The 14,927-nt window shown below is 42.4% G+C and carries 12 protein-coding genes; 5 read left to right on the forward strand and 7 right to left on the reverse strand.

Going from position 1 to position 14,927, the window contains the following annotated elements; all coding sequences use genetic code 11:
• Positions 1-29 precede the first annotated feature (29 nt).
• Positions 30-536: a DUF892 family protein gene (locus tag AB6735_RS05180; RefSeq protein ID WP_370994787.1), complete on the forward strand. Its 507-nt coding sequence runs from the start codon at positions 30-32 to the stop codon at positions 534-536.
• A 564-nt stretch (positions 537-1,100) separates the two neighbouring features.
• Complete coding sequence (locus tag AB6735_RS05185; protein ID WP_370994788.1) at positions 1,101-2,978, forward strand: M1 family metallopeptidase; 1,878 nt, start codon at positions 1,101-1,103, stop codon at positions 2,976-2,978.
• Positions 2,979-3,166: 188 nt separating this feature from the next.
• Here AB6735_RS05185 and AB6735_RS05190 read toward each other — a convergent pair whose 3' ends face one another.
• A complete protein-coding gene (locus tag AB6735_RS05190) occupies positions 3,167-3,565 on the reverse strand; it encodes a YtxH domain-containing protein (protein WP_370994789.1) in 399 nt (132 codons plus the stop codon).
• Between the two features lie 381 nt (positions 3,566-3,946).
• The gene (locus AB6735_RS05195) at positions 3,947-4,141 is read right to left on the reverse strand and encodes a cold-shock protein (RefSeq protein ID WP_076377605.1); all 195 of its coding nucleotides are present in this window, start codon (positions 4,139-4,141) and stop codon (positions 3,947-3,949) included.
• A 200-nt stretch (positions 4,142-4,341) separates the two neighbouring features.
• On the opposite strand from AB6735_RS05195, the gene AB6735_RS05200 reads away from it, so the two are divergent.
• On the forward strand, positions 4,342-4,995 hold the full coding sequence (locus AB6735_RS05200) for an HAD family hydrolase (RefSeq protein ID WP_370994790.1): 654 nt from the start codon (positions 4,342-4,344) through the stop codon (positions 4,993-4,995).
• Between the two features lie 109 nt (positions 4,996-5,104).
• On the opposite strand, the gene lysA is transcribed toward AB6735_RS05200, so the two are convergent.
• From lysA to AB6735_RS05220, 4 genes are all read right to left on the reverse strand, one after another.
• Entirely contained in the window at positions 5,105-6,280 is a 1,176-nt protein-coding gene (gene lysA, locus AB6735_RS05205; RefSeq protein ID WP_370994815.1) for a diaminopimelate decarboxylase, read from the reverse strand.
• Between the two features lie 219 nt (positions 6,281-6,499).
• On the reverse strand, positions 6,500-7,810 hold the full coding sequence (locus AB6735_RS05210) for an aspartate kinase (protein ID WP_370994791.1): 1,311 nt from the start codon (positions 7,808-7,810) through the stop codon (positions 6,500-6,502).
• 220 nt (positions 7,811-8,030) lie between these two features.
• Positions 8,031-9,320: a BamA/TamA family outer membrane protein gene (locus AB6735_RS05215; RefSeq protein ID WP_370994792.1), complete on the reverse strand. Its 1,290-nt coding sequence runs from the start codon at positions 9,318-9,320 to the stop codon at positions 8,031-8,033.
• A gap of 185 nt (positions 9,321-9,505) precedes the next feature.
• Positions 9,506-10,936 (reverse strand): hypothetical protein, encoded by a 1,431-nt coding sequence (locus tag AB6735_RS05220; protein ID WP_370994793.1) that lies wholly within the window; start codon positions 10,934-10,936, stop codon positions 9,506-9,508.
• 117 nt (positions 10,937-11,053) lie between these two features.
• Here AB6735_RS05220 and AB6735_RS05225 point away from each other — a divergent pair, with 117 nt between their 5' ends.
• Together AB6735_RS05225 and AB6735_RS05230 are read left to right on the forward strand one after the other, a co-directional pair.
• On the forward strand, positions 11,054-13,033 hold the full coding sequence (locus AB6735_RS05225; protein WP_370994794.1) for a phosphatidylinositol-specific phospholipase C domain-containing protein: 1,980 nt from the start codon (positions 11,054-11,056) through the stop codon (positions 13,031-13,033).
• A gap of 188 nt (positions 13,034-13,221) precedes the next feature.
• Entirely contained in the window at positions 13,222-14,181 is a 960-nt protein-coding gene (locus tag AB6735_RS05230; protein WP_370994795.1) for a hypothetical protein, read from the forward strand.
• 399 nt (positions 14,182-14,580) lie between these two features.
• Here the strand turns inward: AB6735_RS05230 and AB6735_RS05235 are convergent, their stop codons facing one another.
• Complete coding sequence (locus AB6735_RS05235) at positions 14,581-14,919, reverse strand: hypothetical protein (RefSeq protein ID WP_370994796.1); 339 nt, start codon at positions 14,917-14,919, stop codon at positions 14,581-14,583.
• Positions 14,920-14,927: the final 8 nt, after the last annotated feature.

Consider the following 14,927-nt stretch of genomic DNA (forward strand, 5'->3'; position numbering starts at 1 on the left):
TACCGCAACAATTAAAACTCATTCATATCATGGATAACTCGAGCACTAAACCTTTAGAACCGCAATTATTAAAACAGGTATTTGTACACAACCTTAACCGGATATATTTTGGCAAACGCTATCTGGACAAAAGCCTGGCCCATCTGATAAAACTGGCATCATTTACTGCCCTGGAACAAGCCATACAGGAATTTTGGGACGATGTAAAAAAACACATAGCCCGGATGGAGGAGGTATACAAGCTGATTAACGAAACCCCGTCCGACAAAAACTGTAACCCTATCAAATCAATCGTGAAGGATGAGTTTTGCCTGGATGAAAAGCAAAGCATATCTATCCTGGGCGATATGGACCTTATCATGTACCTGCAATTGCTGGAGCATATTAACATCACCTCCTGCCGTATGCTCATGATGGTAGCTAAACTGTTAAAATATGACGATGCCCGGCAATTATTGACCGAATGCTTTGACGAATCCATTGATAACGACCAGCTTTTTATGCTGATATCTAAGGAATATCTGACAGAAAACTAAGTAGAAGCTGAAAGTGGAATGCTTAAAGCCGAAAGCTGGGAAATAACCTTAAACTTTATGGGGCTAAAGCCTTATTTTGATTTATCTTCTCCGCCCCATAAATGGGACGGCAATGAATTTTAAGGCCATCTTGAGCTTAAAAACTTTATTCATTGCCGTTTGGCTTCAGCCAACGGTTAAATTAAAGGCTCTTAAAAAGGCTTTAGCCCAAAACTATTACAACTTTTAAAAGCCAGGCATATAAAGCTAACAAGGTCTTGATGACTCATGAGTTTATATGAGCTGGATCATATAAAAAAAGCCATCCGCACTAAAGCAGATGGCTTAAATATTAGTTATTTAATACCCCTATTAAAATAACTTAAACAAAGGTAAAAAAATATACCCTACCTGTGCAACCGATTTAGTCTGAAATTAACCTTTGTTACAAATTTGTTACGAAATCATAAATACTGGGTTTAGCCGGCATTTCCGGATCGTGTATATCCGCATTTTAAATTCATGATAATCGCTTATTAATTATCAATTGATTTACATTAATTTGCATTTGAATTAACTAACAACATGATCAAATCCATACTACTATCAGCTTTTGCCTGCCTGATGCTGGCACAGGTACAGGCGCAAAGTTTGTATATGCCGCGCGATATACAGCAAGCCTATAAAAAAGGAACCCGCTCTGCCGATGGCAAACCCGGAAAAAATTACTGGCAAAACTATGGCCGGTATAACATCACCATTACCGCCCTGCCACCCAACAGGGAAATTAAGGGCACAGAGCAAATCACTTACATTAATAACAGTCCGGATACCTTGAAGTCGCTTAATATGAAGCTCATATTAAACATTCACAAACCCGGTGCCGCCCGTATGGGCAATGCCCAGCCCAATTATTTAACCCCGGGCCTACAAATTGATACCTTCCTGATCAATGGCAAGGTAAAAAAGGTAAACAACGCCACAGCCTCCACCAACCAAATGGTTGGTTTACTAAAACCATTGATGCCTCATGATTCGGTTAAGCTGCATATTGCCTGGCATTTTGAGATCTCCAAAGAGAGCGGTCGTGAAGGGATGATCGATTCTACCACCTATTATCTGGCTTATTTTTATCCGCGGGTATCTGTTTATGATGATTATAATGGCTGGGACAGGCTTCCGTTTATAGATGCTCAGGAATTTTATAACGACTTTAACGATTATACCCTGCAGGTAAAAGCGCCTAAAAACTATATTGTTTGGGCTACCGGAACCTTGCAAAACCCAAACCAGGTATTGCAATCCGAATATGCCAAGCGTTTGCAGGCATCCATGACCAGCGACTCCACTATCCACGTAGCTACCGCAGCTGACCTGGCCGGTAAAAACATCACGGCTCAAAACGATGTAAATACCTGGATATGGAAAGCCAATGACATTAGTGATATGGCTGTAGGTATCAGCGATCATTATGTTTGGGATGCTGCCAGCGCCATTGTTGATGATGCTACCCACCGCAGGGCCAGTATGCAGGCGGCTTTTTTGGATAATGCCGACGATTTTCATCATGCGGTTCAAAATGGCCGTAACGCCCTAAGCTGGTTATCGCGTAACTGGCCGGGCGTGCCTTATCCATTCCCTAAAATGACCTCTTTTCAGGGTTTTGCCGATATGGAGTACCCAATGATGGTGAACGACAGTCATAATGCCGACAACCAGTTTTCGCAATTTGTACAGGATCATGAAATAGCACATACCTATTTCCCTTTTTACATGGGTATCAACGAGAGCCGTTACGCCTTTATGGACGAAGGTTGGGCTACTACTTTTGAGCGTTTGATAGGCGCTGCCGAAGTTGGCCAGGAAAAAGCCGACGCCCTGTATAAAAACTTCAGGGTTGAAAGATGGATCAATGACGCTTCCACAGCCGAAGATCTGCCGGTAATAACCCCATCGAGCGAGTTACGGGGCGGTTATGGTAATAATTCTTACGGTAAACCATCCTTAAGCTATTTCGCGTTAAAAGATATGCTGGGCGATGCTCTGTTTAAAAAAGCCTTGCATGGTTACATGGATCGCTGGCATGGCAAACACCCAATTCCGTGGGATTATTTCAATTCCATGAGCAGTGTATCTGGCCGCAACCTCAACTGGTTTTTTAATAACTGGTTTTTTACCAATTATTATATCGACCTGGCCCTGCTAAACATCAGCAAAGCCAATGGTGGTTATACCGCATCTATCAAAAACATTGGCGGTTTTGCCGTTCCGTTTGATGTGAAGGTTACTTATGCCGATGGCACAACCGAAAGCATACACCAAACACCAGGTATTTGGGAAAAAAATCAAAAACAGGTAAGCGTAAATATCAAAACTACCAAGGCTATACAATCGGCCGAATTAGACGGCGGCATATTTATGGATGCTGATGTAAGCAACAATAAATTTGTAGTGAAGAAGTAGGGTAAAAGGTGAAAGGCGAAAGGAAAAAGGTTAAAGGTGAAGGGATGAAAGGTGTCTTTTCCATCTTTCGCCCATCGCCTTTAACCTTCTATAGTATTAAAAAAATAAGGCGAAAGGTAAAAAAGGTATTTTCCAACCTTTTGCCTTTCGCCTTTTACCTTTCACCTTCTATAATATCGTACTAAAAATTATGCGCCCTGTACAGAATCATTCCAGTCGTCGGCAGTATTTTTTACTTTTGATTTAGCCTCATTTACAGCATCATCACCTGCTTCTTTTGCTTTACCCGCTACATCATTCACCTTTGAGCGCACAGCATCAACCGCATGTTCACCTCTCTCGCGTAAATCATTAACAGTACCGCTAAACCTTGATTTTGCCTTATCAACGGCATTATTGCCATATTCTTTAAGATCATGAGCGGTTGTTTGCGCTTTATTTTTTGCGGTACCAACCAGGTCATTGATATAATCGGCAATGTCTTCTCTCAGGTCTCCGCCTTTTTCAGGAGCCAGTAATAAGCCTAATGCAGCACCTGCTGCCGCGCCTACTAAAAGTGCTGCTATAATTTTTGCTTGATCTTTCATGTTCAATTTTTTAGTTAGATGATTTAATCTGAATGATATAAACAACAACAATGCCAGTTTTCTGGAGATAGAAGGATTAGGGGAGCAAGGAACAAAGATTTGGGGGTCTTGCGCGAATCGACTCACCCTGTCATCGCTTCGCTCGACATCCCTCTCTTCGCCTACGGCGGAAAGAGGGAGTTTGAAAATCTTTAACAAAAAATAAAGTTATGTCATTGAACGTAGCGTGGCAATCTCATCGCGTTGAAACCATCGAGGAGATTGCTTCGTAGTTCCTCCTCCAATGACATAATGGAGATAAGGAGGCCCCACATCCATTTTCAACTCACAAAAAAGGCATTCACTAAGTGAATGCCTGTATGCTTAATGGTTATATTATAATTAAATAACTTTTACATTTACCGCATTTAAGCCTTTTCTTCCGTTCTCAACTTCAAACTCTACTTTATCATTTTCACGGATTTCATCGATCAGGCCTGTTGAATGAACAAAGATGTCTTGACCACCACCTGCTGGTGTAATAAAACCAAAACCTTTTGTTTCATTGAAAAATTTTACTGTTCCTTCTTTTTGCATTATTTTATTTATTAAAGGCCGCAAGGTACAACAATATTTTATAAACCCAAGTCTGGGGAGCCAACGCACCATTGCTATAAATAGTTAACCACCTCATTTACAGACCACAATATTGTTTAAAAAAAATTACCGGGCCATGAGCCATCCTTTATCCGGGTTATTTTCTAAAATGGCTATGTTTGCCAAAAAAATCCACGTACATGAAAGCCTTTATATTCGACCTTAACGGAACCATGATCAATGATATGCCCTATCATACCAAAGCCTGGCAAACCTTACTGAATGACCAATTGGGCGGCAGTTTTACCTGGAACGAAGTAAAGCAACAGATGTATGGCAAAAACCCCGAAGTACTGGTACGGATGTTTGGCCCCGACAAGTTCACTTTAGACGAAATGAACAAGCTATCGTACCAGAAAGAGGAAAAATATCAGCAGGAATTCTTACCGCACCTGGCTCTATTGCCCGGTTTATCTGAATTTTTAGAAGCGGCTTATCAACGGGGTATCCCGATGGCGATTGGCTCGGCGGCTATTCCTTTCAATATCGACTTTGTGTTGGATAACCTGAACATCAGGCACTATTTTAAGGCCATTGTAAGCGCCGACGATGTATTGTTAAGCAAACCACATCCCGAAACCTTTTTAAAGGCAGCAGCCCAGCTTGATACCAACCCTAACGACTGTATCGTATTTGAAGACGTACCTAAAGGTGTCGAAGCGGCTGCGAACGCCGGGATGAATGCCGTGGTGATCACTACCACCCATGAACAACATGAATTTGAAAAGCTATCCAATGTACTGCATTTCGCGGCAGATTTTACGGATGGGTATTTTAAGGAGCTGTTGGGGTAAGGATCGGAGCAAGGAATAAAGATAAAAGGACAAAAGCCGCCTGTGAGGACACAGACAGCCGGATAAATTTTATCAAAGCCCTCCCTTTTGGGGAGGGTTGGGAGGGGTATTACTCCGAATATATGCTCCCTACCCTATCGCGCAGGTTATAGCCCGATGCCATTACTTCGCCATAAGCACCGGCTGTTCGTATGGCGATCAAGTCGCCGCGAAATGATTCCGGAAATTCTACGTCCTTCTGGAAACAATCGGTACTTTCGCAGATAGGACCAACTACGTCGTATTTTAAGTTGGGAGTTGCGGACTTTTGGACTTTCGGACTTTCGGACTCCCGGCTCAAATTCTCTATCTGATGATAAGCCTGGTAAAGCATGGGGCGCATAAGTTCTGTCATGCCGGCATCCAATACCAGGAAGTTTTTCTTCAAACCATTTTTCACGTACAACACTCTTGATATCAGCGACGCGCTTTGGGCCACCAGGGCACGCCCTAATTCAAAATGGACTTCCTGACCAGGCTTTACATTCAGGAAATTCTTGAACACCTGGAAATAGTTCTCAAAATCGGCAATATTCCCATCGGGGTTATAATAATCCACACCCAGGCCGCCGCCGGTATTAAGTACCTTAACCGGGAAACCGTGATCTTCAAACCAATCCTGCATCTCGTTAATACGGGTGCACAAATTTTTGTATACTTCCAGATCGGTAATTTGGGAACCGATGTGGAAATGGATACCTAAAAACTCCAGGTTTTTGCATTGGCGCAGTGCTGTTGCCACATCGGGCAGTTGCCATATATTGATACCGAATTTATTTTCGTCGAGACCGGTGGTAATAAAATGGTGGGTATGGGCATCAACATTAGGATTAATACGGATAGCCACCTTGGCTTTTTTCCCTTTAGCAGCAGCCAGGCCGTCAATAATATTCAATTCCTGTACCGACTCCACGTTAAAGCAAAAAATATCGGTATCAAGACCCAGGTTTATTTCCCTGTCTGATTTGCCTACGCCGGCAAATACGATCTTGCCTTTATCAAAACCACGGTCAATAGCTGCTCTTACCTCGTTACCACTCACACAATCGGCACCAAACCCAAATGACTGGATCATATCCAGCACCCGTGGGTTAAAATTGGCCTTCATGGCATAATGCACATGAAAACCATGCTTAGCCGAAGCATCGCGGGCGGCAGTAAGCGTTTGGCGCAGCACCTCCAGATCGTAGTAGTAGAACGGTGTATCTAAATCTTGAAATTTATTTATATTAGCTTTACTAAACATAGCAATGATCAATAATCTGTCTGTTATATTGTGTTTATCCGTTTCTGTACTTGTTGGCCTCTTATCCAGCTTTAAATTGTACCATGACAGAAAACTTACTCTAAAACTTTTACTCCTAAATACCGGTATAGCGGCTGTATTTGCTGTTATTGGCATTTACTTTTTATCGAGGTAAATCCCGTTTTCAAATCCGAAATCGAAACTCCGGCATCCGAAATCTTAAAACAACCTGTTATGCAGGCTCCTCAAGGTTTCTATCTTATCCTCGGTTTTTACCAGTAACGACAGGTTATGGTCGCTGCCGCCGTATGATATCATTCTCAGCGGGATATGTTTTACGGCTTCCAGCACCCTGGCTGCGTAACCGTGTTTTTCGGCACCAAAATCACCTACCACACAAATGATCGTATGGTTCACATCCAGCTCTACCGAACCAAAAGCGTTAAGCTCCGTGGTGATCTCGCCCAGGTAAGTGGTATCGTCAATGGTTAAGGACACGGCCACTTCCGAGGTGGTGATCATATCGATAGATGTTTTGTAACGCTCAAATACCTCGAACACCTTACGCAAAAAACCATGTGCCAGCAGCATCCGGCTTGATTGGATCTTGATGGCCGTGATACCATCCTTAGCGGCAATGGATTTGATCTTGTCCTTTTCGCTGGTGTTGGTGATGAGCGTACCTTGCGCTTTGGGATCCATAGTATTGAGCAAACGAACCGGGATCTTATATTTTTGTGCCGGGAATACGCTCTGCGGGTGCAATATTTTAGCGCCGAAGTAAGCCAGCTCGGCAGCCTCATCAAATGACAGCTGGGCAATAGGTTGTGTGCCTTTTACAATACGCGGATCGTTGTTATGCATACCATCGATATCGGTCCAGATCTGTACTTCTTCGCTGCGGATACCTGCGCCTATTAAGGAGGCGGTATAGTCACTGCCGCCGCGGCGCAGGTTGTCTACCTCGCCAAAGGCATTGCGGCAAATAAAGCCCTGAGTGATAAACAGGTTTACTTCGGGATGCTTATCCAGCAAAGGAGTTAACTTTTCAGTGATATGATCAACAACGGGTTCGTTATCCTCATCTATCTTCATAAAATCGAGCGCGGGTAACAGAACCGAAGGAACGCCGATCTGTTTCAGGTAAACATGGTATAGTGTCGTCGACAGCAATTCGCCTTGCGCCAGTATGATCTTATCTTCGATTGTGGTAAACAGGTCATTAGCCAGGTTGCTGAGTACCGAAAAATGGTAATCGATAACTTCTTTGCCTTGTTTTAAAAATTCGTCATCGGTAAACAGTTCCTTAATAAACAGTTCGTACTTATCCTTCAGCAGCTTAATAAGGGTTATGGCCTTTTGCTTATCGCCGGTGAGATAAGCTTGTCCAATTTCAACCAGGCTATTGGTGGTGCCTGATACTGCCGAAAGCACAACGATCTGCCGTTCGGAGGGATTGATGATGTCGAGCAGATTTTTCATGCGTGCGGGGCTACCCACCGATGTTCCGCCAAATTTTAAAACTTTCATTTTTTAGCTGTATTTTCCATTGCATACCGGCGTTAAACAGGCACCGGTATTTGAGGCGCTAAAAATAAGATTTTAAAATACTTATAGCCTATATCAGGTCAAATTAAATCTTTTATAAAATGAATTCACTGTTTTATACCGTCTGTGGTATCATCAATGATATTAAGTTAAGAAAATCCAATTTTTAAAACATGAATTTGATTATGCCTTATCCCACCCCTTAAAACGCCTCATTCAAACCCAAAAAGAAACCTTTGGAGCCATATTTACCCCAGGCATAATCCAGACACAGGTTGGTTCGCGTGGCCTTGTTAAACAGCACCCGTAAGCCGCCACCGCCACCCGGCTGCCATACCCGGAATAATTTAGTACCCAACCCATCATTGGCTGTTTGCAGGTTAAAAAAAGTCACTCCGCTTACAAACTTATTGTTCAGTATCGGGAAACGATATTCCACTTCGGAGTAATTATATTGGGTGCCTTTGAAATAGGTAGACGTATACCCTCTGCCGCTGCGGAAACTGCCATCGCGGCCGGTTCCCGGGATCTCCAGGTAAGGCAATGTACCACCGAGCAGATACGAACCCCAGTTCCAGAAAGCGATCACATGCTCGGGATGACTTTCAGAAAGACTAAAATATTTCCTGAAATCGGTGGTGAATTGTACCGCGCTTTTGGTACTGCCCATCCAGGTTTGATTGATCCGGAAACCGGCATCGGCATAAATACCCTTGTAAGCGCGGTTCTGGTTATCGCGGGTAGTGTACTGCACATTAAAAAGTAGTCCGTTGGCCGAATACCGGTCCTGCGGAAGCCCATGCTGCTCGTTATAGATACGCGATGGAGTTAATTTATTGGTAGTGTCCTTAGCTTCAATATTTCGCCTGATATCAAACGATACCCCAGCGCCAACAAAAAGTCCCTTTTGTATTTCTTTATATACTTTCTCCCTGAAATTAAAATACAACGATTTAAGCGTATACACTTTACGCTGCGGATCGGCCAGTATTTTATCCGCTTCGCTGCCTTCCACATTTTGACGGCCGATACCCAAGCCAAAATCGGGCGTAACGGTTTTGGCAGCAACCAAACTTCCCTGAAAGTTCCATTTATTGCCAGGCGTATACACATTATGATTTACATAAAAATAAATAATACCCTTTGTAGTAATGGAAGCCGATGTAGCGGCTACTGATAACAGCGTGTTCGGGTCGTTCCCTAATTTACGCCCGGCCACAGCCTTGATCCCGATCTGCGAACCGATAGTAGGGTTTGCCGCCACATTGGGGATAACGGTAATACCCGATGATTTTTTCAGAACAGAATCGGGCCTTTTATGCGGATGAAAAATAGCATTTGCCAGATCGCCCACATCATATTGTTTGGATAGAGCAACCGCTTCCTTGCGTTGCAGTTTCAGGGCATGCTTTTGTACAGAATCTTTTTTTAAAGAATCGGCGCCAACTGCCTGACCATAGGCATTATTGGCCACGCCGGCACATAGTGCCAATAATAAAATATTAAATGCTAAATAAAACTTTCGCTTGGTTATATATTTCGTTTTCAGGATGATAAATATTTAATTTTCAATTACTAATAAACCCGTTGTGATTAGTTAAATCAAAATTTAAACCCTAAAATCCTTGAAATGTTTGGCAAACCTCTATTGTAAACTTACCTGTATTGGCTCCGGTTTTACAAATTATGAATATATGACAGCATTACACCTACTGAAAAATGAGAAGCACTGGTGTTTATTGGTTGGCCAGCCAATACATTGCTTTCGCTTGGATTATCAAAATTAATATACTGCATGTATTTATTGGTTGTACCATAAGATAGCAATAACCCGGTACGGAAGTTGAATTTCCGTTTCTTTAGGTTGGCGCCTAACTGGCAATGGTAAATATTGTAATAGGCCGTATTAGCAGTATGGCCATCATCGTTTTTATACAAAGCATTATCGGCATAGTTAAAGTCGGTATGTAATGATACAAAGCCGGTTACATCAGGTTGCAGCAAATAGCTTAGCCCTATCCCAAAATTGAACACTGATTTCCTTACATCTTTAAGTTTAAGTAATGACGAAGTTGCAATATCAGGTATATCTCCTCTTACAAAGCTTACATCACGCGGGGTTATCAGGTTATATTCATTCAGTTTGTTAAAATACTCGGCAGCGAAATAAATTTGCCCGTTTTTTAAATCATAGGCATAGCCAAAACCTATACTCAACGGCATTTTGTAGGTTGCCTTAAGCTTATCTTGCCTCGTATTAGCTAAAATATTAAGTGTATCGCCGGCAAGTCTTATATTACTGGCCACATTATCACTTAGTATGCTTGCGCTGCCGGTTACATGTAACAGCGGTGACGATACCGTAAGCCCCAGGTGGCTCTTATCCGCATCATAAGCCAACCCCATCTTAAACCTTATTCCCGCATGAAAATAAGATGCCAGGTATGACTCTTCGGCATTTGCAACTGGTGGCAGACTTGTAAGGCTACTGGTATTATACAAAGCCCTTGAACTGAAATCGGAATTGAAACTTTGCTTACGCAGCTGTGCCTCCGCCGATATACCCAATGCAAAATGATCTGATACTTTAAAACCACCACTTATAATGCCTGTAGTTTCATTGATACTGTTCAGCCTTTTAAATTGCCCCAGAAAGGTTTCATTACCAGGACTATAAGAATCATCAAGCACGTTGAACTTACCATCGCGCTGCTGTGTAGCCTGGTAGCTCATAACCGGGTTATGGGTAAGCGCATAACCAACCGTGAAGGGGTGTTTACCCTTTAAAGATATTGTTGCCGATATCATTTGCGGGATGATACTGGCCGATGTTGATTTAAGATCGAGCCCGGTGCCAACCCCATTCTTTATTTTAATAGTACCGTACTGGTAAATTGACCCGCTGATGGAAGCCGAACTTTTACTGTTGTAAGCCAGTAAAGCCGGGTTCAAAAACATCACTCCGCTGTCGCGGTTAAAAGCGATCACTGCCCCGGGGGTTAGGTAGCCGGCTGGGTTATAACTCGACGACCAATAGTTGGCGTCTTGTGCTTTTACTTCCTGCAGGAATAAAATCACACCTAAAAAAATGATAAGTGTTTTTAGCATAGGTTAGTTTTTTCAAATAAAAATATTATAAATTCACTGTAAAGAAAAATATTAGCTGAAAATTATAATATTGAAATTATTAAATATGCCCCTACTAACCCCTCTAAACCTGCTATTATGAAGTCTCTGTTTCTTAACACAGCACTCATTTTATTTTTGATCTTCTCCGTGTCAAAAAAAACACAGGCGCAAAACCTGAGCTTTAGCCAGCCTATTAATTTTTTGCCAGCTGCCCGTACCGATAAGGCAATTGACATTACTAATTTTAAAGGTGGCTATTTTGTTACCTGGAAAGATACCGGCCCAATCGGCAATATCCATGTATGTTATCTGGGTAAACAGCATGATACCCGGTTTTCGCAAAACGAGACGACAGCAGGCACAGAGAAAAGCGCCTTTGCACCGGTATTAAGAGTGGTTAACAACCATATATACGTTTTATGGTTGGGCACGGATGGATCATTAAAATATATTATTAATAACAGCGATACTACTTTTAATACGCAAGCTATAAGTACAGTAAACTTCGAAAATTCACCTAAACTAAGATCGGGCATTACAGCCACGGTTATAAACAACCGGATGATGATTGCCTCACATGCCGATAATAAGAATGATATGGTAGTAACCCTGATCGATGCAGATGACAGTGGGGTACTTAAACCGGCTACGCTGCAAACAGTACCCAATAAAAAGAGCCCGGAGTATCCTTTTATAGTCACACTTTCCAATAATACGATAAGATTATGCTATTATAACGATCAGGGTATTTATTATACTGATCTTAGTACGGATACCGGGATTTGGACAGATCAATTTCCTGTATCCGGTTCAAAAACCAAAGCCTCTCCGGCCGTTTATCACCTGTTTAATACTACCCGCCTGTTTTATATCTGGAAGGGCAATAAAAAGGATAACCGTATTTACTATGTTACCGGTGATGAACAAACCAGATCGGCTGCCGGGCATACTTTACCCGACTATTTTAAAACACCTTATCCCGTGTCTGTTTGTAATGTAGATACCAAAAAATTCATCATGGCCTTTATTAGCGAAGATCAAAAACTTTATCTAAGCTACTTTTCCAATTACAATCCTGCCAGATGGATGGAGGATACACTGTTTCCGGCCAAAGGAAACCTTACCCTTAAAGATATCGTGATACCTGGCTCGCATGATGCTGGTATGTCGGCGTTAAACGGTACAGGAGGGCAGCACGCAAGCTCCATCAACCCCTGCAATACGCTTACCCAGAAACAAAATATTGGCAAGCAGCTCAATGCTGGTATCCGGATGTTCGATCTGCGGGTGGGGTCATTTAAAAACAGCATTTACACCAAGCACAGCTCTTCCGATTGCATGGCCGATGCCATGGGTGGCGGATATGGCGAGCGTTTTAAGGATATCCTTGATTCCATTAAAACCTTCCTCAATCGTAATAAAAAGGAGTTCATTATTTTAACATTCAGTCATTTCTGCCCAAAAGAGGCGTCGGCAAGTAAAGTTGCCGACTCTATTTTTCAGGTCCTGGGTAAGGAGCGCATCTATAATAACCAATCGAAAAGCATTGACCGTATTAAACTGAACGAACTGGCGGGCAAGGTGATCGTAACTTTTGAGCAATACGCCAATCCCGATAAACTCATCGACTCCAACTCCATGGCTGACAAAGGGAAAACTTTTCTTAATATCCGCAGGGCCTATGCCGCTACCAACCAGATCAACAGATTGTTGAGTACGGAGGAGCTATTTTTCAATTCGATGAACGGTATAAATGGTAACGACCTGGTACGGCTCGACTGGCAGCTTACCCAAAGCAGCGACGAGGCAGCGCTGGTGTGTAATGATTTTCAGGACGAAAAGGTAAACCCTGTAATTAACGGCATGATGCTGCTCACCAATGTGATCAAAAAAAACCAAAGCATAACAGACCTGGCCATGTTTGGCAATAAATATCTCCCAGCAAAATTGAATGAATGGATAAGCACAGGTACCATCAACAAAAGCAATAAACCCAATATTTTATATGTTGACGTGGCCGGAGCCTGGATAACCGATTATTGTATTGAGCTGAACGGGACGCCGGTTTATAATTAAAAAAGGAGATCACTCAATATCTTTAAATTGAAGCTGCTTCAGGCTATCCAAATCAACCGATGATTCTGCAAATTGCATTTTGGGTTTACTAAAAGTCTTCATGACCTAATGGTACTTTAAATCACCCTGATAGGGGGAGAATTTACAGCACGGCAAACATTATATTTGATATAAACCTTACCCATCTGATGCACAAACTCATTACTATTTTCACGTTTATCCTGAGCAGTGGTAATATCTTTGCCCAGATAGTTTATCCTGATACACAATTACCTACTGATACGCCCCGGATTTTTGCCAAAGGCTTCCTAAGCGACGGACTAAGCAACCGTGATTTTACCATATCCCCCAAAGGCGACGAGATATTTTTTACCCTTGAGCAGCCGCGTGCCGTAGGCAGTGTTATTTTGCACCTGGCTAAAAAGAACAACCAGTGGGGCAAGCCGGAGATAGCCTCTTTCTCGGGCCGCGACAATGATCATGAAGCCTCGTTTTCTCCGGATGGGCAGTGGATCTATTTTTCATCAGACAGGCCCTTGCAGGATACGGGCGCCCGGAAAGATTTTGACATATGGCGGGTTAAACGAACCGGTAATAGCACCTGGGGTAAACCCGAGAACCTGGGACCGAGCGTAAATACCTCCAAAAATGAATTTTACCCCAGCATTACCCGCAGCGGCAATTTGTATATAACTGTAGAAGCTGATTATGGTAAGGGTGATGAGGATATTGTGGTTTTTAAAGCTACAACCACCGGGTATGGCAAACCCGAAAGCTTGCCAGAAGATATCAACACCAAATACGATGAGTTTAATGCCTTTGTTGATCCTGATGAGCAATTTATCCTGCTTTCATCCTATGGCCGACCGGATGATATGGGTCGCGGCGATATGTACATCAGCAGGAAAGATAAAGCCGGTAACTGGCTCCCGGTAAAGCGTCTGCCCGTGCCCATCAATACTACAGTGCTTGATTATTGCCCCTTTGTAACCTGGGATAAAAAATATCTCCTGTTTACCAGCAAACGGTTAAACCCACAAATGCTCAACAAAAGCGGTAAAACCTATGAGCAAATCAAGACCCAGTTAAATGAAGCAGGCAATGGCAACGATGATATTTATTGGGTGAAGTTTAACCCGGCGTGGTAAATTTGTTTGAACTGGGACTTTGGGGATTAAATCCAGATTAATGGGTTTACTATTTACTGTGAGTAAAATTTAGCTCTGCTTCGACGTTTAGTAACCAGTATGAGAAAGAGTCCGAAGAAACCCAGCATTCCTATTACATTACCCAATCTTCAATCATGTGCGATTTAAATGGCATATGTCCGTGTGAGCCAACCTCCCTCAACCATAACAAAAACAATCCGGCTAACAAACAACCAATAGCTACAATCCGTTAATCATCGCATAAATTATTTATTGTTTCTTCATCTTTTGGAGCAAGTCTTGTGTTGGGAGACCGTGTGTAGCTGACTTGTGATGTCGGTAAAGTACAAGTCTGCTACCCGCCAACAACCGCACAAGACTTGCGCTAATGGGAGTGATTTACAGATCGTATACTTCTTTCAACTGTTTGAATATATTTTTGGTACCGCCAAAAATACCCGACCACCCCCTATTGTTACCGTCTGCAAAATAAGCATGCAATAATTCATCATTATTGCCGTGATATTCAACTCTTACCCAATTATTTATAAAATCTCTACCTTGTTTTCCATATGATATGGAAATAACTCCCGTAATAATTATTTCTGTTTTAGCTCCTCTAAAACTTAATACTCCTGGAGATATATTTAGAGCTCCGATATCATCCATAGCCATCACTTGTTTTTTTTGCCGGGTATTTTCAGAAGAAAGATACCATACATTGTTTAAAGCACTCATTGGGTAGT

The organism is Mucilaginibacter sp. RCC_168 (assembly GCF_041355315.1).
In the GTDB taxonomy this organism is placed as follows: domain Bacteria; phylum Bacteroidota; class Bacteroidia; order Sphingobacteriales; family Sphingobacteriaceae; genus Mucilaginibacter.

What these genes read in the sequence shown, in the direction of transcription:
- AB6735_RS05180 (WP_370994787.1), top strand. Translation starts at nt 30, where the DNA reads ATGGATAACTCGAGCACTAAACCTTTAGAACCGCAATTATTAAAACAG.
- AB6735_RS05185 (WP_370994788.1), top strand. Translation starts at nt 1,101, where the DNA reads ATGATCAAATCCATACTACTATCAGCTTTTGCCTGCCTGATGCTGGCA.
- AB6735_RS05190 (WP_370994789.1), bottom strand. Translation starts at nt 3,565, where the DNA reads ATGAAAGATCAAGCAAAAATTATAGCAGCACTTTTAGTAGGCGCGGCA.
- AB6735_RS05195 (WP_076377605.1), bottom strand. Translation starts at nt 4,141, where the DNA reads ATGCAAAAAGAAGGAACAGTAAAATTTTTCAATGAAACAAAAGGTTTT.
- AB6735_RS05200 (WP_370994790.1), top strand. Translation starts at nt 4,342, where the DNA reads ATGAAAGCCTTTATATTCGACCTTAACGGAACCATGATCAATGATATG.
- lysA (WP_370994815.1), bottom strand. Translation starts at nt 6,280, where the DNA reads ATGTTTAGTAAAGCTAATATAAATAAATTTCAAGATTTAGATACACCG.
- AB6735_RS05210 (WP_370994791.1), bottom strand. Translation starts at nt 7,810, where the DNA reads ATGAAAGTTTTAAAATTTGGCGGAACATCGGTGGGTAGCCCCGCACGC.
- AB6735_RS05220 (WP_370994793.1), bottom strand. Translation starts at nt 10,936, where the DNA reads ATGCTAAAAACACTTATCATTTTTTTAGGTGTGATTTTATTCCTGCAG.
- AB6735_RS05225 (WP_370994794.1), top strand. Translation starts at nt 11,054, where the DNA reads ATGAAGTCTCTGTTTCTTAACACAGCACTCATTTTATTTTTGATCTTC.
- AB6735_RS05230 (WP_370994795.1), top strand. Translation starts at nt 13,222, where the DNA reads ATGCACAAACTCATTACTATTTTCACGTTTATCCTGAGCAGTGGTAAT.
- AB6735_RS05235 (WP_370994796.1), bottom strand. Translation starts at nt 14,919, where the DNA reads ATGAGTGCTTTAAACAATGTATGGTATCTTTCTTCTGAAAATACCCGG.